Raw genomic sequence first — 20314 nt, forward strand, 5'->3', positions numbered from 1 at the left:
CGGATGATGCAGGAACGGGAACCCCGGCGGGGACGACATTTCTTCGCGTTCAACGGCGACGCGGACGGCCTGTGCGCGCTGCAGCAACTGCGGCTCGCGGAGGGCGAACGCGGCACGCTCGTGACCGGCGTGAAGCGCGACATCAGGCTGCTCGAGCGAATCGACGCGCGAGCCGGCGACCGCGTGACCGTGCTCGACGTGTCGCACGACCAGAACCGCGACGCCTGCGCGCGGCTGCTGCGCGACGGCGCGGCGGTCCGCTACTTCGACCATCACTTCGCGGGCGAGCTGCCGGGCGATCCGCGCTTCGACGCGTATATCGACACGGCCGCCGACGTCTGCACGAGCGCGCTCGTGAATCGCCATCTCGGCGGCCGCCATGTGCGCTGGGCGATCGTCGCGGCGTTCGGCGACGAACTGCCGGCGCTCGGCGACGCGCTTGCGCGCGAATACGCGCTCGACGAGGCCGAGCGCGGCACGCTCGCCGAACTCGGGCTCTACCTGAACTACAACGCATACGGCGACTGCGTCGACGATCTGCATTTCGATCCGGCCGTGCTGGCCGATGCGATGCTGCCGTGCGCGGATCCGCTCGACTTCGTGCGCGGCACGCCGGTGTTCGCCGCGCTGCGCGACGGCTATCGCGACGACATGGCGCGTGCATGCGCGCTCGCGCCGCTGCGCGACGTGCCGGGCGCGACGCTGATCAGGATGCCGGATCATCCGTGGGCGCGGCGCGCGACGGGGATGCTCGCGAACGAGCGGATGCGCAATGCACCGCATGCGGCGCTCGCGGTGCTGTCGCCGCGTGCGCAGGGCGGGCTCGTCGTCAGCGTGCGCGTGCCCGACGGCCGGCCGCTCGGCGCCGACGAATTCTGCCGCGGTTTCCCGACCGGCGGCGGACGCAAGCGCGCCGGCGGCATCAACCATCTGCCGGAAAGCGAGTTCGACGCGTTCGCCGAGCGTTTCGAGGCGGCCTTCCGTCTCGACTGAACGCGGGGGCCTGCGACGCGCACGCCGTGCAGCGATGCCACGGCGCGCGCGGACATCGGCCGTTCTCCCTCACGCGCTTTTGCGCCGACGTGACGCGTGCAGCGCTTCCGCGCGCCGCTTCACGTCGCGCGCGCACTGGTCGAACCCCTGTTTCACCCAGCCGCCGTGCTCGCGCATGATCGTTTCCGCGTTGATGCCGAGAAACTGATCGGTCGTGAAGTAGCGGCAGCGTTCGGCGCCGTCGGCTTCGACGTACTGGTCGCGGCGCGCTGCGTCCTTGTTGTCGTCGGTCGGGCGCTGCTCCCACGACAGCAGACGCTCGGACTCGCACGCGACGAGGATTTCGTTGACGGGAATCACCGTCTCCGTGCCCGGAATGCGCACCTGCATGTACACGAAGTCGCCGATCCGGCCGGTCGTTTCGAGGCCGACGCAGAAGGTGTTCCATTCGCCGTAGCGCGGGAAGTCGGTCAGCACTTCCCAGACGACGGCAGCGGGGGCGTCGATCGCGACGGTGATCGAGGTGACGAGATTGGCGGGTTTGGTCATGGCGGGTATCGGGTGAGATTGACGGTGAGGACGGGACCGCGGGCGCGCCCGGGCGGATGCGCTGCGCGATACGCGTGGCCGACCCGCGGCCGGCGCGTGCCGCGCATCGCGGCGAACCCGACATCGAGCGTAGGCCGGCGCGTGCGGCGAAGAATCGTCGGAATGGACTAAGGCGTTTCACCGGGCTCGCGATCCGGCGGGGCGGCGGCGTCGGTACGCGACGCGTTTGCGCGCGCCGTCCGCGCGTCGGACATCGACATCGCGCGACCATGCCGCGACAATACCGGTCACTCTTCCGTTTCCTGCCCCGAGGTGCCCGTGCCAGCGAAGTCGTCCGTTGCTCCTGCCGTCGTGTGGTTCCGCGACGATCTGCGCGTGACCGACCAGCCCGCGCTGACGCGCGCGGTCGCGTCGGGCCGGCCGCTCGTGTGCGTGTACGTCGACGATACGGGCGAAAGCGCGGGGCGCGCGCTCGGCGGCGCGGCGCGCTGGTGGCTGCACGGGGCGCTCGCCGGACTCGACGCGGCGCTCGCGCGTCATGGCGGCCGCCTGCTGCTGCTGCGCGGCGATGCGCCGCGCGAGATCGAGCGCGTCGTGCACGACACGGGCGCGGCGGCCGTGTACTGGAACCGCCGCTATGCGCTGCCGCAGCGCGATGCCGATGCGGCGTTGAAGGCGTCGCTGAAGGCGCGCGGCCTCGAGGTCGAGAGCAGCAACGGCAGTCTGCTGAACGAACCGTGGGACGTGCTGACGGGCGCCGGCACGCCGTTCCAGGTGTTCACCGCATACTGGCGCGCGGTGCGGCGCGATCGCACGGTGGCGGCGCCGTTGCCGGCGCCCGCAAGGATCGCGTTTCACCCGTGGCCGGCCGGCGTGCGCGAACGCGCGTTGGCGCTCGACGCGCTCGCGTTGCGTCCGGGCGCGCCGGACTGGGCGAGCGGCCTGCGCGACGCATGGCCGGCACCCGACGAGGCCGGCGCGCATGCGCGGCTCGACGCGTTTTCGGTCGAGTCGCTGGCCGGCTATGCCGATACGCGCGACCGGCCCGATCGGCCGGCGACGAGCCGGCTGTCGCCGTTCCTGCGCTTCGGCAACGTGTCGCCGCGTCAGGTGTGGCATGCGGCGCAGGGGGCCGCACAGGCGGGCGGCGCGGCCTGCGCCGCCGGCGCCGAGAAATTCCTGAGCGAGCTCGGCTGGCGCGAATTCAGCCACGTGCTGCTGTATCACTTCCCGGCGCTCGCGACCGACAACTTCCGCGCGCAGTTCGACGCGATGCCGTGGCGCGACGATCCCGCCGCGCTGCGCGCCTGGCAGCGCGGGCTGACCGGCTATCCGCTCGTCGACGCGGGGATGCGCGAGCTGTGGGCGACCGGCTGGATGCACAACCGGGCGCGGATGGTCGTCGCATCGTTTCTCGTCAAGCATCTGCTGATCGACTGGCGGGCCGGCGAGCGCTGGTTTTACGACACGCTCGTCGACGCGGACGTCGCGAACAACCCGGCGAACTGGCAATGGGTCGCCGGCTGCGGCGCCGACGCCGCGCCGTATTTCCGCATCTTCAATCCGGTGACGCAGGGGCGGAAGTTCGATCCGCAGGGTGCCTACGTGCGCCGCTGGGTGCCGGAACTCGCGGGCCTCGACGCGGCGACGATCCATGCGCCGTGGGAGGCGTCGCCCGTGGAACTCGCGGCGGCCGGCGTGCGGCTCGGCGTCGACTATCCGGCGCCGATCGTCGATCACGACGGCGCGCGGCGGCGTGCGCTCGATGCGCTGGCCACGCTGCCGAAGCGTCACTAGACGTCGCGGGGCGCAGCCGTCACACCCGTGCGCGCGGTGCGGCTTGCCATGTCAGTTGCAGAACGCCGCGTGCTCGAGCAGCGCAAGCGCGACGCCCGCATCGAAGTAGGCCGCGCCGCACCACGCGACGAACGCGAGCGCGCCGACGGCCAGCGCCGCGCGCATCAGGCCCACGCGGCCTTGCCCGGCACCGGACGCGCGATGCGCGCGTCGTCGATCGGCAGGTGCAGCAGCGCGGCCAGCACGCCGAGCGCGATCGAGCCGATCCAAAGCGGCAGATACGAATGCGTCGCGTCGTACACGAGCGCGCCGAGCCATACACCGAAGAAGCTGCCGAGCTGGTGCCCGAAGAAGACGAAGCCGAACAGCGTCGCGATGTAGCGCACGCCGAACACCTGCGAGATCACGCCGTTGGTCAGCGGCACGGTGCCGAGCCACGTGAAGCCCATCACGGCCGCGAACACGTAGACGCTCGCGGGCGACAACGGCGCGGCGACGAACGCGGCCATCGCCAGCGCGCGGACGAGATACAGGACGGACAGCACATACTTGCGCCGCAGCAGGCCGCCGAGATGGCCGCATGCGTAGGTGCCGGCCACGTTGGTCAACGCGATCAGCGCGAGCGCGACGCTGGCATGGCGCGCCGGCAGGCCGTGATCGAGCAGGTAGGCGGGCAGGTGGGTCGCGATGAACGCGAGCTGGAACCCGCAGGCGAAGAAGCCCGCGTTCAGCAGCCAGAAGCCGCGATGCGCGAACGCTTCGCGCACCGCCGCGCCGATCGACTGGTCGGGGCCGTCCGCGCGACTCGCGGCCTGCGCGGGCCGGTCGCGCACCAGCACGGCGAGCGGCGCGAGCAGCCCGGCGACGAGCGCGAGCGCGACGAACGCATGCTGCCAGCCGATGCCGCCGATCAGCACCTGCGCGACCGGCACCATGCAGAACTGGCCGAGCCCGCCGATCGCGCCGGCGACACCGAGCGCCCAGCCGCGCCGGTCGGGCGGAAACAGCCGGCTCAGCGCGCCGTAGATCGACGCAAAGGCCGACCCCGACAGCGCGACGCCGATCACGAGCCCCGCGCCGACCGTGAATACGCCGGCCGACGCGGCGAACGCCATCGTGACGAGCCCGGCCGCATACAGCAGCATGCCGGCGACGATCACGCGCACCGACCCGAAGCGGTCGGCGATCATCCCGGTGAACGGCTGCGCGATGCCCCAGATCAGGTTCTGCAGCGCGAGCGCGAGGCCGAACGCTTCGCGCGACCAGCCGTGGTCGAGCGTGACGGGAGCGAGGAACAGCCCCTGCACGTGGCGGATGCCGAGCGCGGCGCCCATGATGAGGCCGCCCGCGAGCACCGGCAGCCAGCGGCGCCGGGTGTCCTGTTCGATCGGGGTCATGCGGGTCTCCGGATGAATGCGTGCGGCACGACGCCGCGTTCGATCCGATTAGACGATCCGTTCGCGGCGCGCTCAAGCGATCATTCGGTCGCGTTCGCATGCGCGTGGGGAATGCGACGCGGTTCGGACGCGATGCCGGCGGCGAAGGCCGTACGGGCCGGATGCGTGGAGTCGCTGCGACGCATGCGGCCGGCGTGATACGCGGCCGATGCGGTGTAGTCAGGGCGTCCGTGCATCGCCGGCGGCTGCGCGCATCCCGTGCGCGACGCCGCATCGGCATCGGTTCGATGCGGAAATTCGCTCGCGGTTTACCGCTGCGCCACGTCGTACGCGCGAATCGCAGCGTCGCATTCGGCCGCTTCCGCGAGAATCCAGTCGCGCACGTCGGCGACTTCGCGGCGCGGCGCCGGATCGTGCCGGAACAGCCAGTAGCCGTACGCATCCGACAACGCTTGCGAGTGCGGGCCGAGCACCGCGAGCCGGCCGTCCGCCAGCATCGGCGCGACGAGCGCGAGCCGCCCGAGCGCGACGCCCTGGCCGGCGATCGCGGCGTGGATCACCTGGTCGTACTGGTTGAAGCGCAGCACGCCCTTCGGGCGCGCGTCGCCGAGCCCGGCCGCGTGCAGGTGCGCGCGCCATTGCAGTGGCGTTTGCGGCGGCCCGTCGAATTCGAGCAGCACGTGGTCGGCGATCGCGGCCGCGTCGGTGACGGGGCGCGCGGCCAGCGCCGGGTGCGCGACCGGCACGACGACTTCGTCGAACAGGTGAAGCGCGCCGGCCGGCGCGCGCTCGCGCGGGCAGTAGCGGATTCCGAGGTCGATGCCTTCCGCGCGCAAATCGAGTACCTTGTCGTTCGCGGCCACGCGCAAGTCGACGTCCGGCAGGCGCGCCTGCAGGCGTCCGAGCCGCGGCAGCAACCACAGCGCGGTGACGCCGATGCTCGCGGTGATCGTGACGGGCTGGCGCTCGCGCGCGGCGGCGAGCGACGCGACGGTGTCCTGCAGGGTGAGCAGCGCCGCGTCGGCGGCGCGAAACAGCCGCTCGCCTTCCGGCGTGAACGCGATCTTGCGATAGCCGCGCTGCAGCAGCGCGACGCCGAGGTGCGCCTCGAGCGCGTGCACCTGGCGGCTGACCGCCGACTGCGTGACGCACAGGTCCTGCGCGGCGAGCGTGATGCTCATGCGGCGGCCGACGGCGACGAAGCCGCGCACGAGGTCCAGCGACGGGAGACGGACGAGCGGCGTTGACATGCGTAGGGCTCATGCGAACGGAGCAGCAAGATTGGTTGAGAACGCCGGGCGCGTCAAGTTCAATGGAGGCTGGCCGATCGGGCGGGCGCCGGGTGACGCGGCACCGCACAGGAGACAGGATGACGATTTCGAACGAAGCAGCCGGGTCGGATCAGGCGGCCGGGCGCGCGGCGGGTGCGTTGCCGCCGGAGGCCGTGACGCTGACCGCGGCCGACGGTTACCAACTGCGCGGCTACGTGTGGCGGCATCGCGGCGGCGGCGCCGCGCGGCCCGTGACGGTCGTCAATTGCGCGACGTCGGTGCGCTGCGACTATTACTTCCGCTTCGCGGCCTGGCTGTTCGCGCAAGGGCGTGACGTGCTCGTCTACGACTATCGCGGGATCGGCGGCTCGCGCCCCGCGCGGCTCGCGAAGCTGCGCGCGAACTGGCTCGACTGGGGGCGGCTCGATTGTGAGGCCGCGCTGCAGTACGCGCGCGACGCGTTTCCCGGCCAGCCGCTCGACGTCGTCGCGCACAGCATCGGCGGCTGCGTGCTCGGGCTGGCGGCGTCGAACGCGTACGTGCGTCACGCGGTGACCGTCGGCGCGCAGTATGCGTACTGGCGCGACTATCGGCCGGAAGAGCGGCGGCGCATGTGGTGGAAGTGGCATGTCGCGATGCCGGCGCTCGCGGCCGTGTTCGGCTACGTGCCCGCGAAGCGGCTTGGCTGGATGGAGGATACGCCGCGTGGCATCGCGCTGTCGTGGGTGCGTTCGCAAGCGCGCTTCGAGGATGCCTACACGCATGGCCCGCTCGCCGAAACCGCCGCGAGCCGCGCCGCGCTGCCGGCGCGCTTCGCGCGGCTGCCGGCGCCGATGCTCGCGATCGGCCTCGACGACGACGGGTTCGGCACGGTCGACGCGATCGAGCGGCTGGTCGGCTACTACACGGGCAGCGACGTCACGCATCTGCGGATCGCGCCGCACGACATCGGCGTCGACGCGATCGGCCATTTCGCGTTCTTCCACAGCCGCTTCGCCGACACGTTGTGGCCCGTCGCGCTGTACTGGCTGCAACACGGCGCGTTGCCGGCCGATGCGCCGGGCCGCGTCCACGCGCGCCATCCGGCGCAGCGTGCGCGGTTGGCGGCGAGCGGCGCGCCGGGTGTCGTCGCGCACGGGTGACCGCGCACGCGCGTGCGACCCGGCCGTCGCGTCGATGCGGCGGCCGCGCCGCGCGATCGATTAACATCGGACGTTTCATTCGACTGGCTGCCCCGTGCCGATGTCCATTCCGCCCGATTCCGAGATTCCCGCCGACCTGTCCCGCGCGTGGCGCATGCACCTGCTCGACGTGCCGCCGGCCGCGTCGCGGGCCGGGGTGCAGGTCGCGCGCATCGATTTCGACTGGCACGTGCCGCTCGCGTCGCCCGCCTATGCGGCGCTGAGCGATGCCGAGCGCGCGCGTGCCGGGCGCTACCTGCGGCATGAGGATGCGGTGCGCAGCGCCGCGACGCGCGCCGCGCTGCGCGATGTGCTCGGCGCGACGCTCGACGTGGCGCCGAAGGACATCGCGATCGTCGTCGACGAGTCGGGACGGCCGTCGCTCGACCCCGCGCATCGCGCATCGCTGGATTTCAACGTGTCGCACGCGGGCGATCACGCGCTCATCGCGTGGACCGGGACGGGCCGTGTCGGCGTCGATATCGAAAGCTGCAATCGGTCGACCGACTGGCGTGCGCTGACGCGCGAGGTGTGCGCGACCGCCGAGGCCGCGTATCTCGACGGCCTGCCGCTCGCCGCGCGTGCCGACGCGTTCATGCGCGTGTGGTCCGCGAAGGAAGCGTTGCTGAAGGCGCTCGGCACCGGCATCGTCGGCGGGCTGCGCGCGTTCGCGGTCGTGCCGCCGCGCGATGCCGCGACGCCCGCGACGACGATCGTCGATCCGGCCGCGCCCGCGGCCGGCGTGGCCGCGTTCGACGCGGGCTGGCTCGACGCGGCGCCCGGCTACGCGGCGTGCGTCGCGTGGACGCGCTGAACCCGTTTCAGCACGCGACGCTCACTCGAGCGGCACGTCGTTCGGCGCCGCGTAGCGCGCCTTGATCACGTCGCTCATCGGGAAGTCGAACGCGAGCCCTTTCGGCGGCACCGGCTTCATGAACCACTTGTCGTACAGCGCGTTGATCTCGCCGCTCTTCATCAGCTGCACGAGCACGCCGTCGACGAGCGCCTTGAACTGCGGATCGTCCTTGCGCAGCATGAACCCGTACGCTTCCGACGACTGCGGCGTGCCGACGATCGTCCAGTCGACCGGCTTCGCCGCGAGCTGACGCACGCCGGCGAGCAGCACGTCGTCCATCATGTAGGCGGCCGCGCGGCCCGATTCGAGCGTGAGGCGTCCTTCGCCGTAGTCCTTCGCGCTGATGATCTGCATGTTCATCTTCTTCTCCTCGTTCATCTTGCGCAGCAGGCGTTCGGACGTCGTGCCCTGGTTCGTCACGACCGTCTTGCCGGCGAGATCGGGGAAGTCGCGGATGCCCGAGCTCGTGCGCGTGAGCAGGCGCGTCGTCGCGACGAAGAAGGTGGTCGAGAACGCGACCTGCGCGTGGCGCGCGGCGAGGTTGGTGGTCACCCCGCATTCGAGATCGACCGTGCCGTTCTGCACCAGCGGGATGCGGTTCTGCGACGTGACCGGGACGAAGCGCACCTGCAGGTCGGGCTTGCCGGTGCGCGCCTTCACGGCGGCGATCACGCGGTCGCACAGGTCCTGCGAGAAGCCGATCACCTTGCCGCTCGCGTCGACGTAGGAGAACGGCACCGACGTCTCGCGATGGCCGATCGAGATCAGGCCGCCTTGCCGGATCTTTTCGAGCGTGCCGGACAGCGGTTCCGCGGCGAGCGACGCGCCGCACGCGAGTGCGCACGCGGCGGCGAGCAGGCTGCGGCCGAGGAGGGCGGTCAACCGGGGCGGGATGGTCATGGCAGGTCTCCGTGGGCGGATCGTGGGAAAGTGTCGATTCGTATGTTGCCAAAGACAAAATAATTGCAACATATGTTAATTCAGGAGTCCGTCGGGCAACAGCGGCGGGCCGCGCCGGACATCAGGGAAACTCCCGAGTCGAAATCGTGAAAAACGGGGTTGTCTAGACAAGTTGCGATGGCTACACTGCAATCCATCACGAACTTGTCTAGACAGGATTGCTCACATGATTACGTTGACCCCCGGCCACCTGACCCTCCCGCAACTGCGCAAGATCGCTCGCGAATCCGTGCAGCTCAAGCTCGACCCGGCGAGCTTCGCGAAGATCGACGCAGGCGCGAAGGCCGTCGCCGACATCGCGGCAAAGGGCGAGCCGGCATACGGCATCAACACGGGCTTCGGCCGTCTGGCCAGCACGCACATCCCGCACGACCACCTCGAGCTGCTGCAGAAGAACCTGGTGCTGTCGCATGCGGTCGGCGTCGGCGAGCCGATGGCGCGCTCGTCGGTGCGCCTGCTGATGGCGCTGAAGCTGTCGAGCCTCGGCCGCGGCCACTCGGGCATCCGCCGCGAGGTGATGGACGCACTGATCACGCTGTTCAACGCCGACGTGCTGCCGCTGATCCCGGTGAAGGGCTCGGTCGGCGCATCGGGCGACCTCGCGCCGCTCGCGCACATGTCGGCCGTGCTGCTGGGCGTCGGCGAAGTGTTCATTCGCGGCGAGCGCGCCAGCGCGCTCGACGGTCTGCGCGTCGCGGGCCTCGCGCCGCTGACGCTGCAGGCGAAGGAAGGCCTCGCGCTGCTGAATGGCACGCAAGCCTCGACGGCGCTGGCGCTCGACAACATGTTCGCGATCGAAGACCTGTACCGCACCGCGCTCGTCGCGGGTGCGCTGTCGGTCGATGCGGCCGCCGGCTCGGTGAAGCCGTTCGACGCTCGCATCCACGAACTGCGCGGCCATCAAGGCCAGATCGACGCGGCCGCGTCGTACCGCGACCTGCTCGAAGGCTCGCCGATCAACCAGTCGCACCGCGACTGCGACAAGGTGCAGGATCCGTACAGCCTGCGCTGCCAGCCGCAGGTGATGGGCGCGTGCCTGGACCAGATGCGCCACGCGGCCGACGTGCTGCTGGTCGAAGCGAACGCCGTGTCGGACAACCCGCTGATCTTCCCGGATACCGGCGAAGTGCTGTCGGGTGGCAACTTCCACGCCGAACCCGTCGCATTCGCGGCCGACAACCTCGCGCTCGCCGCATCGGAAATCGGCGCGCTGGCCGAGCGCCGCATCGCGCTGCTGATCGACGCGACGCTGTCGGGCCTGCCCCCGTTCCTCGTGAAGGACGGCGGCGTGAACTCGGGCTTCATGATCGCCCACGTGACGGCAGCCGCCCTGGCATCGGAAAACAAGACGCTCGCGCACCCGGCGTCGGTCGACTCGCTGCCGACCTCGGCGAACCAGGAAGACCACGTGTCGATGGCGACGTTCGCCGCGCGCAAGCTCGCCGACATCGCGGACAACACGAAGCACATCCTCGCGATCGAACTGCTGGCCGCCGCCCAGGGCGTCGACCTGCGCGCGCCGCACCACACGAGCCCGAAGCTCGCGCCGGTGATGGAAACGATCCGCAGCAAGGTCGCGCACTACGAACTCGACCACTACTTCGCACCGGACATCGCCGTGATCGCGAAGCTCGTCGGCGAGCGTGCGTTCGCGAAGATCGCGCCGTTCTCGTTCGCATCGGAACAGTAAGCCCATGAGCGCGCCGGTCTACCAGGAGATCAAGGATTTCATCCTGGGCCGCATTCACGCCGGCGAGTGGGCGGAGGGCGATCAGGTGCCCTCCGAGAACGAACTGGCCCGCGAGTTCAAGGTCGCGCGCATGACCGTCAACCGCGCGTTGCGCGAGTTGACGGCCGAGCAGGTGCTGACGCGCATGAAGGGCGCCGGCACCTACGTCGCGCGGCCGAAGTACGAGTCGACGCTCGTCGCGATCCGCAGCATCTCGGAGGAGGTCGACGCGCGCGGGCATGCGTACCGCGCCAGCGTGCTCGGCCTCGAGACGATCCGCGCCGACGAGGCGCTCGCCGACGAGATGCAGATGGCCGTGCGCGCGAAGCTGTTTTATTCGCAGGTGTTGCACTTCGAGAATGACGAACCCGTCCAGCTCGAAGAACGGTGGGTGAATCCGGCGGTCGCGCCGGATTATGCCGAGCAGGATTTCACGAACACGACGCCGAACCTGTATCTGATGCGCGCGGCACCGCTGCAGCGCGTCGAGTACCGGATCGAAGCGGCGGCCCCGGCGCCCGAGCGGCGCGAGCAGCTGCGGATGGACGACGTCGAGCCGTGTCTGGTTTTACATCGGCGCACCTGGTCGCAGGGCGTCGTCGCCTCGGTGGCGAATCTGTGGCACCCCGGCAGCCGTTATCGCTTCACCGGGCATTTCTGATTCCTATTTGAATATTCACTTTCCCTCGGGAGCAGCCGTCATGAACCATCCGAAACACATCGATCCCCGTCTCGATCCGACGCGCACGATCCGCGCGCCGCGCGGCAGCGAGAAGGTCTGCAAGACCTGGCTGGCCGAAGCGGCCTACCGGATGATCCAGAACAACCTGGATCCGGAAGTCGCCGAGCATCCGCACGCGCTCGTCGTGTACGGCGGCATCGGCCGCGCGGCGCGCAACTGGGAATGCTACGACCAGATCCTCGCGTCGCTGAAGGATCTCGGCGAAGACGAGACGCTGCTCGTGCAATCGGGCAAGCCGGTCGGCGTGTTCCGCACGCACAAGGATGCGCCGCGCGTGCTGCTCGCGAACTCGAACCTGGTGCCGCACTGGGCGACCTGGGAGCACTTCAACGAGCTCGACCGCAAGGGCCTGATGATGTACGGCCAGATGACGGCCGGCAGCTGGATCTACATCGGCAGCCAGGGCATCGTGCAGGGCACCTATGAAACGTTCTTCTCGGTCGCGAACCAGCACTTCAACGGCGACCCGTCGGGCCGCTGGATCCTGACGGGCGGTCTCGGCGGCATGGGCGGCGCGCAGCCGCTGGCGGCGACGATGGCCGGCTTCTCGATGATCGCGGTCGAGTGCGACGAGACGCGCATCGACTTCCGCCTGAAGACGCGCTACGTCGACAAGAAGGCGACGACGCTCGACGAGGCGCTCGGCATGATCGAGGAAGCGAAGCGCACCGGCAAGCCGGTGTCGATCGGCCTGCTCGGCAACGCAGCCGACGTGTTCACGGAGTGCGTCGAGCGCGGCATCACGCCGGACTGCGTGACCGACCAGACGAGCGCGCACGACCCGATCAACGGCTACCTGCCGCAAGGCTGGAGCGTCGCGCAATGGCGCGAGACGCAGAAGGTCGATCCGGAAGGCATCGTGCATCCGGCGAAGCAGTCGATGGCCGTGCAGGTGCGCGCGATGCTGACGCTGCAGGAGCGCGGCGCGGCCACGCTCGACTACGGCAACAACATCCGCCAGATGGCGCTGGAAATGGGCGTCGAGAACGCGTTCGACTTCCCGGGCTTCGTGCCGGCCTATATCCGCCCGCTGTTCTGCGAAGGCAAGGGCCCGTTCCGCTGGGTCGCGCTGTCGGGCGATCCGGAAGACATCTACAAGACCGACCAGAAGGTGAAGGAGCTGATCCCCGACGATCCGCACCTGCACAACTGGCTCGACATGGCACGTGAGCGCATCGCGTTCCAGGGCCTGCCGGCACGGATCTGCTGGGTCGGCGTGAAGGATCGCTATCGCCTCGGCCAGGCGTTCAACGAGATGGTGAAGAACGGCGAACTGAAGGCCCCGATCGTGATCGGCCGCGACCACCTCGACACCGGTTCGGTCGCGAGCCCGAACCGCGAGACGGAATCGATGAAGGACGGCTCGGACGCCGTGAGCGACTGGCCGCTGCTGAACGCGCTGCTGAACACCGCGGGCGGCGCATCGTGGGTGTCGCTGCATCACGGCGGCGGCGTCGGGATGGGCTTCTCGCAGCACTCGGGCGTCGTGATCGTCGCCGACGGTACCGCCGAAGCGCACGAGCGTCTCGGCCGCGTGCTGCTGAACGACCCGGCCACGGGCGTGATGCGCCATGCGGATGCCGGCTACGAACTCGCGCAGCAGACGGCCCGCGAAGCCGGCCTGAAGCTGCCGATGCTCGGCCGCTGAGCATGACGGCGCTCGATCAGGCGCCGGTGCACGCAACGATGATCCGTGCGGCGGATCTCGTTGCGTCGCCGTGGAAGAACGGCGGCGGCGTGACGCGCGAAATCGGCGCGTTCCCGCCGGGCGCCGCGCTCGACGCGTTCGCCTGGCGCGTGAGCGTCGCGGACGTCGGCGCGGCCGGGCCGTTCTCGCGTTTCGACGGCATCGACCGCACGCTCGTGCTGCTTTCCGGTGCGGGCATGACGCTCGCGGAAGCGGGCGGCGCGCGCCACGTGCTCGACGCGCCGCTCGCCCGCGCGGATTTCGCCGGCGAAACGGCGATCGATGCGACGCTGCACGACGGCGCCACGCGCGACTTCAACCTGATGACGCGCCGTTCGGCCGCGCGCGGGACGGTCGACGTGTGGCCCGAAGGCACGCACCGCGTCGAGCGCGCCGATACCGTGCTGCTGTTCTGCGCGACCGGCGCCGTCGGCATCGACGTCGACGGCGCGCACTATGCACTGCAGGAAATGGACACGCTGCGGCTCGACGGGCCGCAGCGTGCGTTTGACGTCGTCGTGAGCGGAGGCGGCGCGCTGCTCGCCGTGTCGCTCGCCGTCGGCGAACGAGACTGAACGCATGAAACCGATTGTCTGGCATCACCTGAGGCTGTGTCCGCACGGCCATCCCGACGAAACGATCGACGACGCGGCGATCGCCGTCGACGAAACCGGCACGATCGTGTGGCTCGGCGCGTTTTCCGCGCTGCCGCACGGTTATGCGCACTGGCGGCGGGAAGACCTGCACGGCGCGTGGGTGACGCCGGGCCTCGTCGACTGCCATACGCACCTCGTGTACGGCGGCACGCGCGCCGACGAGTTCGCGCAGCGTCTCGCCGGCGTCAGCTACGAGGAGATCGCGCGGCAGGGCGGCGGGATCGTGTCGACGGTGCGCGCCACACGCGCGGCCGACGAGACGGCGCTGTTCGTGCAGGCGGCCGCACGCCTGCAGCCGCTGCTCGCCGAAGGCGTGACCGCGATCGAGATCAAGTCGGGCTACGGGCTCGACCTCGCGAGCGAGCGCAAGATGCTGCGCGTCGCGCGCCAGCTCGGCGAGCGCTTTCCGGTCACGGTGTACACCACGTTCCTCGGCGCGCACGCGCTGCCGCCGGAATACGCGGGCCGCGCGGATGACTACATCGACGAAGTGTGCGGGCGGATGCTGCCGGCGCTCGCCGACGAAGGCCTCGTCGATGCGGTCGACGTATTTTGCGAGCGCATCGGCTTCTCGCTCGCGCAGACCGAGCGCGTGTTCGAGGCCGCGACGCGGCGCGGCCTGCCGGTGAAGCTGCACGCGGAGCAGTTGTCGAACGCGGGTGGCACCGCGCTCGCCGCGCGGTATCGCGCGCTGTCCGCCGACCACCTCGAATTTCTCGACGAAGCCGGCATCGAGGCGATGAAGGCGGCCGGCACGGTCGCCGTGCTGTTGCCCGGCGCGTATTACTTCATTCGCGAAACGCAATTGCCGCCGATCGAGCTGCTGCGCAAGCACGGCGTGCCGATCGCGCTCGCGACCGATCACAACCCCGGCACGTCGCCGCTCGAATCGCTGCTGCTGACGATGAACATGGGCTGCACGCTGTTCCGCATGACGGTGCCCGAGGTGCTGCAGGGCGTGACGCGCCATGCGGCCGCGGCGCTCGGCCGCGCGGATCGTCACGGCGCGCTCGAGGTCGGTCGCCAGGCCGATTTCGCGGCCTGGTCGGTCGGCTCGCTGTCGGAGCTCGCTTACTGGATCGGCCGGCCGCTGTGCGAGCAGGTCGTGCGCGGCGGTACGACGGTGTTTCGCCGGATCAACGGCTAGCCTTGCAACAGACGAGACTCACGATGACCGAAATGACGCTGTTCGCGGACCATGCCCGGCTGCCCGATGGCTGGCGCCGCAACGTGCTGCTGCGCTGGGACGCGGCCGGCACGCTGACCGACGTGACGCCCGATGCCGACGCGCCGGCCGGCGTCGCGCGCGCGGCAGGGCCCGTGGTGCCCGGCATGCCGAACCTGCATTCGCACGCGTTCCAGCGCGCGATGGCGGGGCTCACCGAATACCGCGCGAATCCCGCCGACAGCTTCTGGAGCTGGCGCGATCTCATGTACCGCTTCGCGCTGAAGATCACGCCCGACGCGCTCGCGGCGATCGCGCGCTGGCTGTACGTCGAGATGCTGAAGTGCGGCTACACGTCGGTGTGCGAATTCCACTACGTGCATCACGCGCAGGACGGCTCGCGCTATCCGCAGATCGCGGAACTCGGCACGCGCGTGATCGACGCGGCCCGCTCGGCCGGCATCGGCATCACGATGCTGCCCGTGTCGTACCAGTTCGCCGGCTTCGGCAACAAGCCGCCGCGCGACGACCAGCGCCGCTTCATCAACACGCCGGACGGGCTGCTCGAACTGCTCGACGCGATGCGCCGCGTCGCGCCCGAGCATGGCGGACTGCGCTACGGCGTCGCGCCGCACTCGCTGCGCGCGGTGTCCGAGAGTGGATTGCGCGTGCTGCTCGACGGCCTGCCCGACGACGCGCCCGTGCATATCCATATCGCCGAACAGACGGCCGAAGTCGACGATTGCGTGCGTGCTTACGGCACGCGTCCCGTGCAGTGGCTGCTCGATCGCTTCGACGTCGATGCGCGCTGGTGCCTCGTGCACGCGACGCACGTCGATGCAGCCGAAACGGCCGTGCTCGCGCAGCGTCGCGCGGTGGCCGGCCTGTGCCTGACCACCGAGGCGAACCTCGGCGACGGCGTGTTCCCGGCCGTCGACTTTCTCGCGCAGGGTGGCGTGATCGGCGTCGGCTCGGACAGCCATGCGTCGGTCGACTGGCGCTCGGAGCTGCGCCTGCTCGAATACGGGCAGCGGCTCGTGCATCGCGCGCGCAACGTGCTCGCGAGCGACACGCAGGCGCATGTCGCCGACCGGCTGTTCGACGCGTCGCTCGCGGGCGGCGCGCAGGCCAGCGGGCGGCGCATCGGTGCGCTGCGTGAAGGCTGCCGCGCCGACTGGCTCGTGCTCGATCCCGATCATCCGGCGATTGCCGAACACGACAGCACGGCGTGGCTGTCGGGCGCGGTGTTCGCCGAGCATGGCGACACGCCGGTGCTCGACGTCTACACCGGCGGCGAACGCGTCGTGAGCGGGCGCCGCCATCGCGACGAAGCCGTCGCGTATGCCGACTACCGCGCCGCGCTGGCGCAACTGCTGCGCTGAACGCGCGGCACCCGGCGCGCCGCGTGCGCGCGCCGGCAGACTCTTACGGTGATGCGACATGACTGAACAACCGGCTGTTTTCACGCTGAAGCAGGGCACGCTGCCGCTGCTGATCTCGATTCCGCACGCAGGCACCCACATTCCCGACGACATCGCCGCGACGATGACGCCCGATGCGCGCTTCGTCGACGATTGCGACTGGCATCTCGAGCGGCTGTACGGGTTCGCGGCGACGCTCGGCGCGTCGATCCTCGTGCCGTCGCACGCGCGTTACGTCGTCGACCTGAACCGTCCGCCCGACAACGAGAACCTGTACCCGGGGCAGGACACGACCGGGCTCGTGCCGGTCGACACGTTCGACAAGGCGCCGCTGTATCCGGCGAACGCGCTGCCCGGCAACGACGAGATCATGCGCCGTCGCGACCGCTACTGGCGCCCGTATCACGACGCGCTGCAAGGCGAGATCGCGCGCCTGAAGCGCGAGCACGGCCGCGTGCTCGTGTGGGAAGCGCATTCGATCCGCTCGCACGTGCCGCGCTTCTTCGAAGGCCGCCTGCCGGACTTCAACTTCGGCACGTCGAGCGGCGCGAGCGCCGCGCCCGGCCTCGCCGAGGCGCTGGCGGCATGCGTGAGCGCGCACGGCGGCTATACGGCCGTCGCGAACGGGCGTTTCAAGGGCGGTTACATCACGCGTCACTATGGCGTGCCCGCCACCGGCGTCGAAGCCGTGCAGCTCGAGCTGTCGCAGATCACCTATATGGAAGAGACGCGTCCGTACGCGTACGACGAAGCGCGTGCCGCGCGGATCGTGCCGCTGCTGCAGACGCTCGTCGAAACCGCGCTCGCGCATCGCTGAGCCGCCGGCGCGCGCCGCGTGCGTGGTGTGCGGCGGCGCGGTGCCGCCTTGCGCGACGGCCTGCCAGCGGGCACTGCACGCGCCGACGCAGCGCACAAAACGGCATCGACCGGTCGGGTCGATGCCGTTTTTTTTCGTCTGATCGATGTCGGGATCGATACCTGAAAATTTGACGCAATTTTTAGGTGATATAAGCTGAATGTCAGGAAGTCGTCACGCGCGCCGGCCGCGACGGCGTCGATCAGCGCCGCACCGCGCCGGAATCCGTTGCGAAACACCTTGCCGACGTGTCGCCGCGCGGCATTGCCGCCTCCGCTTCATCGCGACACGTGTCCTGTCTTCACCAGTCAGTCGAGTACGATCGTGAAAGCCGCCAGCCCTTCGATATGCCGGACCCGAAGTCCGTCGGCGGGCGCGCCGCCTCAGGCCGGGCCGATCCGGCATGCTGATCGCGGCACGCGCGCCGCCCTCATACGCGAGCCTCGTCTCTTCGCTGTGTCCCATCGCGGCCTGCGCCGCTTCAACCTCGTGACCGCGCACGTGTTCAGCGCGGTGCAGTGCGACGGCAGCGCTTCATTGTTGCCCTAGCGTCCGTTTCCGCTTTCGCATCGGGTCGCACCGTCCGTTGCCGCGCCGTTCGCGCGGCAGGATCGCGCATGGGCGCGTGCGGCGCGACCGCGCGTGGCCATCGCCCCGCGCGGATGCCCGCGTCGCACGTTCATCCTGGAGGCGATCATGCGACCGCGCCCGCTCGTAGCCGTCACCGCCGACCGCGTGATGCGCGGCGCCCATCCGAACCACACGGCCGGCGAGAAGTATCTCGTCGCGCTGGTCGACGGTGCCGGCGCGCTCGCCTTCGTGCTGCCGGCGCTCGGCACGCGCCAGCCGGTCGACGCGATCGTCGCGTCCATCGACGGGCTGCTGCTGACCGGCAGCTATTCGAACGTCGAGCCGCATCACTACGGCGGCCCGGCGAGCATGCCCGACACGCTGCACGATCCCGCGCGCGATGCGACCGCGCTGCCGCTGATCCGCGCGGCGATCGACGCGGGCGTGCCCGTGCTCGCGATCTGCCGCGGCATGCAGGAGCTGAACGTCGCGTATGGCGGCACGCTGCATCAGCGGCTGCATGCGAGCGCGGGCTTCCACGATCATCGCGAGCGCGACGGCGATCCGCTCGAGCGGCAGTACGGCCCCGCGCACCGCGTGCAGCTCGCGCCGGGCGGCCTGCTGCAACGGGTCGCGCGCGGCGCGCATGACGCGATGGTCAATTCGCTGCACGACCAGGGCATCGCGCGGCTCGGTGCGGGGCTCGTGGTCGAAGCGAGCGCGCCCGACGGGCTGATCGAGGCCGTCAGCGTGCGCGGCGCGCGCGCGTTCGCGCTCGGCGTGCAGTGGCATCCCGAATGGCGCTTCGCGGAACAGCCGCTGTCGCGCGACATCTTCGCGGCATTCGGCGCGGCGTGCCGCGCGCGCATGACACACCGCATTCATGCGGCCGGCGGCATCCTGCCGTCGCCGGCCGCATCCGACATCGACTGAACGAGGCCGATCATGCAACCCGAACTGAGCGAATTCCTGCGTCAGCACCGCATCACCGAAGTCGAGGCGATCATTCCCGACATGGCCGGCATCGCGCGCGGCAAGATCATTCCGCGCAACAAGTTCGAGTCCGGCGAATCGATGCGCCTGCCGCAGGCGGTGATGGTGCAGACCGTCACCGGCGACTATCCTGAAGACGGCTCGCTGACCGGCGTAACCGATCCCGACATGGTGTGCGTGCCCGATCCGTCGACGATCTGCCTGATTCCGTGGGCCGTCGATCCGACCGCGCAGGTGATTCACGATTGCGTGCATTTCGACGGCTCGCCGGTCGAGATTTCGCCGCGCTACGTGCTGCGCCGCGTGCTCGACCTGTACAAGGCGAAGGGCTGGAAGCCGGTCGTCGCGCCCGAACTCGAGTTCTATCTGGTCGACATGAACGCCGACCCGGACCTGCCGTTGCGTCCGCCGGTCGGCCGCACGGGCCGCGCGGAGACGGGGCGTCAGTCGTATTCGATCGAGGCCGTCAACGAGTTCGATCCGCTGTTCGAGGACATCTACGAATACTGCGAAATGCAGGGCCTCGACATCGAGACGCTGATCCACGAGGTCGGCGCCGCGCAGATGGAGATCAACTTCGTGCACGGCGACGCGCTGTCGCTCGCCGACCAGGTGTTCCTGTTCAAGCGCACGGTGCGCGAGGCGGCGCTGCGCCACAACATGTACGCGACGTTCATGGCCAAGCCGATGGAAAACGAGCCCGGCTCCGCGATGCATATCCACCAGAGCCTCGCCGATGCGCGCACCGGCCACAACCTGTTCGCCGACGAGGGCGGCGTCGTCTCGCCGATGTTCCACAGCTATCTCGCGGGGCTGCAGAAATACACGCCCGCATTGATGCCGATCTTCGCGCCGTACATCAACTCGTACCGCCGGCTGTCGCGCTTCATGGCCGCGCCGATCAACGTGCAGTGGGGCTACGACAACCGCACCGTCGGCTTTCGCATCCCGCAGTCCACGCCGGTCGCGCGGCGCATCGAGAACCGGATTCCGGGCGTCGACTGCAATCCGTACCTCGCATTCGCGGCGACGCTCGCGGCCGGGTATCTCGGTCTTACGCAGCAGCTCGCGCCGACCGAACCGATCGCGTCCGACGGTTACGACCTGCCGTATCAGCTGCCGCGCAACCTCGAGGAGGGCATCTCGCTGATGGCCGCGTGCGCGCCGCTTGCCGACATTCTCGGCAACAAGTTCGTGAAGGCGTATCTGGCGCTGAAGGAAACCGAATACGAAGCGTTTTTCCGCGTGATCAGCTCGTGGGAACGTCGCCATCTCCTGCTGCACGTGTGAGCGTGCGGCACCGACCTGCGGAGGCAACATGACAGAACGAAGCGAAGCCGTCGCCGCGCGCTCGACCGCCGAATACCGCGCGCTCGACGCCGCGCACCACATCCACCCGTTCTCCGACATGGGCGCGCTCAACCGCGCGGGCAGCCGCGTGATCGTGAAGGCCGACGGCGTCTACCTGTGGGACTCGGACGGCAACAAGGT

18 protein-coding genes and 1 pseudogene are annotated in these 20314 nt (G+C 69.9%); 14 read left to right on the top strand and 5 right to left on the bottom strand.

Annotated features, from left to right (window positions below; genetic code table 11):
* Positions 1-6 precede the first annotated feature (6 nt).
* Positions 7-993, top strand: a complete 987-nt coding sequence (locus tag WS46_RS02560; RefSeq protein WP_059689198.1) for a hypothetical protein — start codon at positions 7-9, stop codon at positions 991-993.
* A gap of 69 nt (positions 994-1062) precedes the next feature.
* Here the strand turns inward: WS46_RS02560 and WS46_RS02565 are convergent, their stop codons facing one another.
* Positions 1063-1542, bottom strand: a complete 480-nt coding sequence (locus tag WS46_RS02565) for an SRPBCC domain-containing protein (protein ID WP_059689184.1) — start codon at positions 1540-1542, stop codon at positions 1063-1065.
* A gap of 318 nt (positions 1543-1860) precedes the next feature.
* On the opposite strand from WS46_RS02565, the gene WS46_RS02570 reads away from it, so the two are divergent.
* A complete protein-coding gene (locus tag WS46_RS02570; protein ID WP_059689199.1) occupies positions 1861-3339 on the top strand; it encodes a deoxyribodipyrimidine photo-lyase in 1479 nt (492 codons plus the stop codon).
* Positions 3340-3390: 51 nt separating this feature from the next.
* Here the strand turns inward: WS46_RS02570 and WS46_RS36330 are convergent, their stop codons facing one another.
* The 3 genes from WS46_RS36330 to WS46_RS02590 form a co-directional block, all read right to left on the bottom strand.
* Entirely contained in the window at positions 3391-3513 is a 123-nt protein-coding gene (locus WS46_RS36330) for a hypothetical protein (protein WP_059689185.1), read from the bottom strand.
* Complete coding sequence (locus tag WS46_RS02580) at positions 3504-4736, bottom strand: MFS transporter (RefSeq protein WP_059689186.1); 1233 nt, start codon at positions 4734-4736, stop codon at positions 3504-3506. The genes WS46_RS36330 and WS46_RS02580 overlap by 10 nt, the downstream gene beginning before the upstream one ends.
* A gap of 308 nt (positions 4737-5044) precedes the next feature.
* The gene (locus tag WS46_RS02590) at positions 5045-5986 is read right to left on the bottom strand and encodes a LysR substrate-binding domain-containing protein (protein ID WP_059689188.1); all 942 of its coding nucleotides are present in this window, start codon (positions 5984-5986) and stop codon (positions 5045-5047) included.
* A 119-nt stretch (positions 5987-6105) separates the two neighbouring features.
* On the opposite strand from WS46_RS02590, the gene WS46_RS02595 reads away from it, so the two are divergent.
* Together WS46_RS02595 and WS46_RS02600 are read left to right on the top strand one after the other, a co-directional pair.
* Positions 6106-7149, top strand: a complete 1044-nt coding sequence (locus WS46_RS02595; RefSeq protein ID WP_059689189.1) for an alpha/beta fold hydrolase — start codon at positions 6106-6108, stop codon at positions 7147-7149.
* A 100-nt stretch (positions 7150-7249) separates the two neighbouring features.
* Positions 7250-8002, top strand: coding sequence for a 4'-phosphopantetheinyl transferase superfamily protein (locus WS46_RS02600; RefSeq protein WP_059689190.1), 753 nt, complete (start codon positions 7250-7252; stop codon positions 8000-8002).
* Positions 8003-8023: 21 nt separating this feature from the next.
* Here the strand turns inward: WS46_RS02600 and WS46_RS02605 are convergent, their stop codons facing one another.
* Entirely contained in the window at positions 8024-8944 is a 921-nt protein-coding gene (locus tag WS46_RS02605) for a glutamate/aspartate ABC transporter substrate-binding protein (protein ID WP_059689191.1), read from the bottom strand.
* A 226-nt stretch (positions 8945-9170) separates the two neighbouring features.
* On the opposite strand from WS46_RS02605, the gene hutH reads away from it, so the two are divergent.
* From hutH to WS46_RS35015, 10 genes and pseudogenes are all read left to right on the top strand, one after another.
* A complete protein-coding gene (gene hutH / locus WS46_RS02610) occupies positions 9171-10694 on the top strand; it encodes a histidine ammonia-lyase (RefSeq protein WP_059689192.1) in 1524 nt (507 codons plus the stop codon).
* 4 nt (positions 10695-10698) lie between these two features.
* A complete protein-coding gene (gene hutC / locus WS46_RS02615) occupies positions 10699-11394 on the top strand; it encodes a histidine utilization repressor (protein WP_044847652.1) in 696 nt (231 codons plus the stop codon).
* A gap of 40 nt (positions 11395-11434) precedes the next feature.
* Positions 11435-13123: a urocanate hydratase gene (hutU, locus tag WS46_RS02620; RefSeq protein ID WP_059535688.1), complete on the top strand. Its 1689-nt coding sequence runs from the start codon at positions 11435-11437 to the stop codon at positions 13121-13123.
* A 2-nt stretch (positions 13124-13125) separates the two neighbouring features.
* The gene (locus WS46_RS02625) at positions 13126-13737 is read left to right on the top strand and encodes a HutD family protein (protein ID WP_059689193.1); all 612 of its coding nucleotides are present in this window, start codon (positions 13126-13128) and stop codon (positions 13735-13737) included.
* Between the two features lie 4 nt (positions 13738-13741).
* Positions 13742-14965 carry an imidazolonepropionase gene (hutI, locus tag WS46_RS02630; protein WP_059689194.1) on the top strand — a complete coding sequence of 408 codons (1224 nt, stop codon included), beginning with the start codon at positions 13742-13744 and terminating at the stop codon, positions 14963-14965.
* A gap of 23 nt (positions 14966-14988) precedes the next feature.
* A complete protein-coding gene (locus WS46_RS02635) occupies positions 14989-16365 on the top strand; it encodes a formimidoylglutamate deiminase (RefSeq protein WP_059689195.1) in 1377 nt (458 codons plus the stop codon).
* Between the two features lie 58 nt (positions 16366-16423).
* On the top strand, positions 16424-17221 hold the full coding sequence (gene hutG / locus WS46_RS02640; RefSeq protein ID WP_059535682.1) for an N-formylglutamate deformylase: 798 nt from the start codon (positions 16424-16426) through the stop codon (positions 17219-17221).
* Between the two features lie 735 nt (positions 17222-17956).
* Positions 17957-18763, top strand: coding sequence for a gamma-glutamyl-gamma-aminobutyrate hydrolase family protein (locus WS46_RS02650; RefSeq protein ID WP_059689200.1), 807 nt, complete (start codon positions 17957-17959; stop codon positions 18761-18763).
* A 12-nt stretch (positions 18764-18775) separates the two neighbouring features.
* The gene (locus WS46_RS02655) at positions 18776-20113 is read left to right on the top strand and encodes a glutamine synthetase family protein (protein WP_059689197.1); all 1338 of its coding nucleotides are present in this window, start codon (positions 18776-18778) and stop codon (positions 20111-20113) included.
* Positions 20114-20141: 28 nt separating this feature from the next.
* Positions 20142-20314, top strand: a pseudogene (locus WS46_RS35015) (aspartate aminotransferase family protein); the annotation flags it as partial.

Source organism: Burkholderia sp. RF4-BP95, from assembly GCF_001521985.1.
GTDB lineage: Bacteria > Pseudomonadota > Gammaproteobacteria > Burkholderiales > Burkholderiaceae > Burkholderia > Burkholderia diffusa.

Excerpts from the sequence above, each read along its gene's own strand:
- WS46_RS02650 (WP_059689200.1), top strand. The coding sequence starts at position 17,957 with ATGCGACCGCGCCCGCTCGTAGCCGTCACCGCCGACCGCGTGATGCGC.
- hutC (WP_044847652.1), top strand. The coding sequence starts at position 10,699 with ATGAGCGCGCCGGTCTACCAGGAGATCAAGGATTTCATCCTGGGCCGC.
- hutG (WP_059535682.1), top strand. The coding sequence starts at position 16,424 with ATGACTGAACAACCGGCTGTTTTCACGCTGAAGCAGGGCACGCTGCCG.
- WS46_RS02580 (WP_059689186.1), bottom strand. The coding sequence starts at position 4,736 with ATGACCCCGATCGAACAGGACACCCGGCGCCGCTGGCTGCCGGTGCTC.
- WS46_RS02560 (WP_059689198.1), top strand. The coding sequence starts at position 7 with ATGCAGGAACGGGAACCCCGGCGGGGACGACATTTCTTCGCGTTCAAC.
- WS46_RS02655 (WP_059689197.1), top strand. The coding sequence starts at position 18,776 with ATGCAACCCGAACTGAGCGAATTCCTGCGTCAGCACCGCATCACCGAA.
- WS46_RS02625 (WP_059689193.1), top strand. The coding sequence starts at position 13,126 with ATGACGGCGCTCGATCAGGCGCCGGTGCACGCAACGATGATCCGTGCG.
- WS46_RS02605 (WP_059689191.1), bottom strand. The coding sequence starts at position 8,944 with ATGACCATCCCGCCCCGGTTGACCGCCCTCCTCGGCCGCAGCCTGCTC.
- WS46_RS02635 (WP_059689195.1), top strand. The coding sequence starts at position 14,989 with ATGACCGAAATGACGCTGTTCGCGGACCATGCCCGGCTGCCCGATGGC.
- hutH (WP_059689192.1), top strand. The coding sequence starts at position 9,171 with ATGATTACGTTGACCCCCGGCCACCTGACCCTCCCGCAACTGCGCAAG.
- hutI (WP_059689194.1), top strand. The coding sequence starts at position 13,742 with ATGAAACCGATTGTCTGGCATCACCTGAGGCTGTGTCCGCACGGCCAT.
- WS46_RS02565 (WP_059689184.1), bottom strand. The coding sequence starts at position 1,542 with ATGACCAAACCCGCCAATCTCGTCACCTCGATCACCGTCGCGATCGAC.
- WS46_RS02590 (WP_059689188.1), bottom strand. The coding sequence starts at position 5,986 with ATGTCAACGCCGCTCGTCCGTCTCCCGTCGCTGGACCTCGTGCGCGGC.
- WS46_RS02600 (WP_059689190.1), top strand. The coding sequence starts at position 7,250 with ATGTCCATTCCGCCCGATTCCGAGATTCCCGCCGACCTGTCCCGCGCG.
- hutU (WP_059535688.1), top strand. The coding sequence starts at position 11,435 with ATGAACCATCCGAAACACATCGATCCCCGTCTCGATCCGACGCGCACG.
- WS46_RS02595 (WP_059689189.1), top strand. The coding sequence starts at position 6,106 with ATGACGATTTCGAACGAAGCAGCCGGGTCGGATCAGGCGGCCGGGCGC.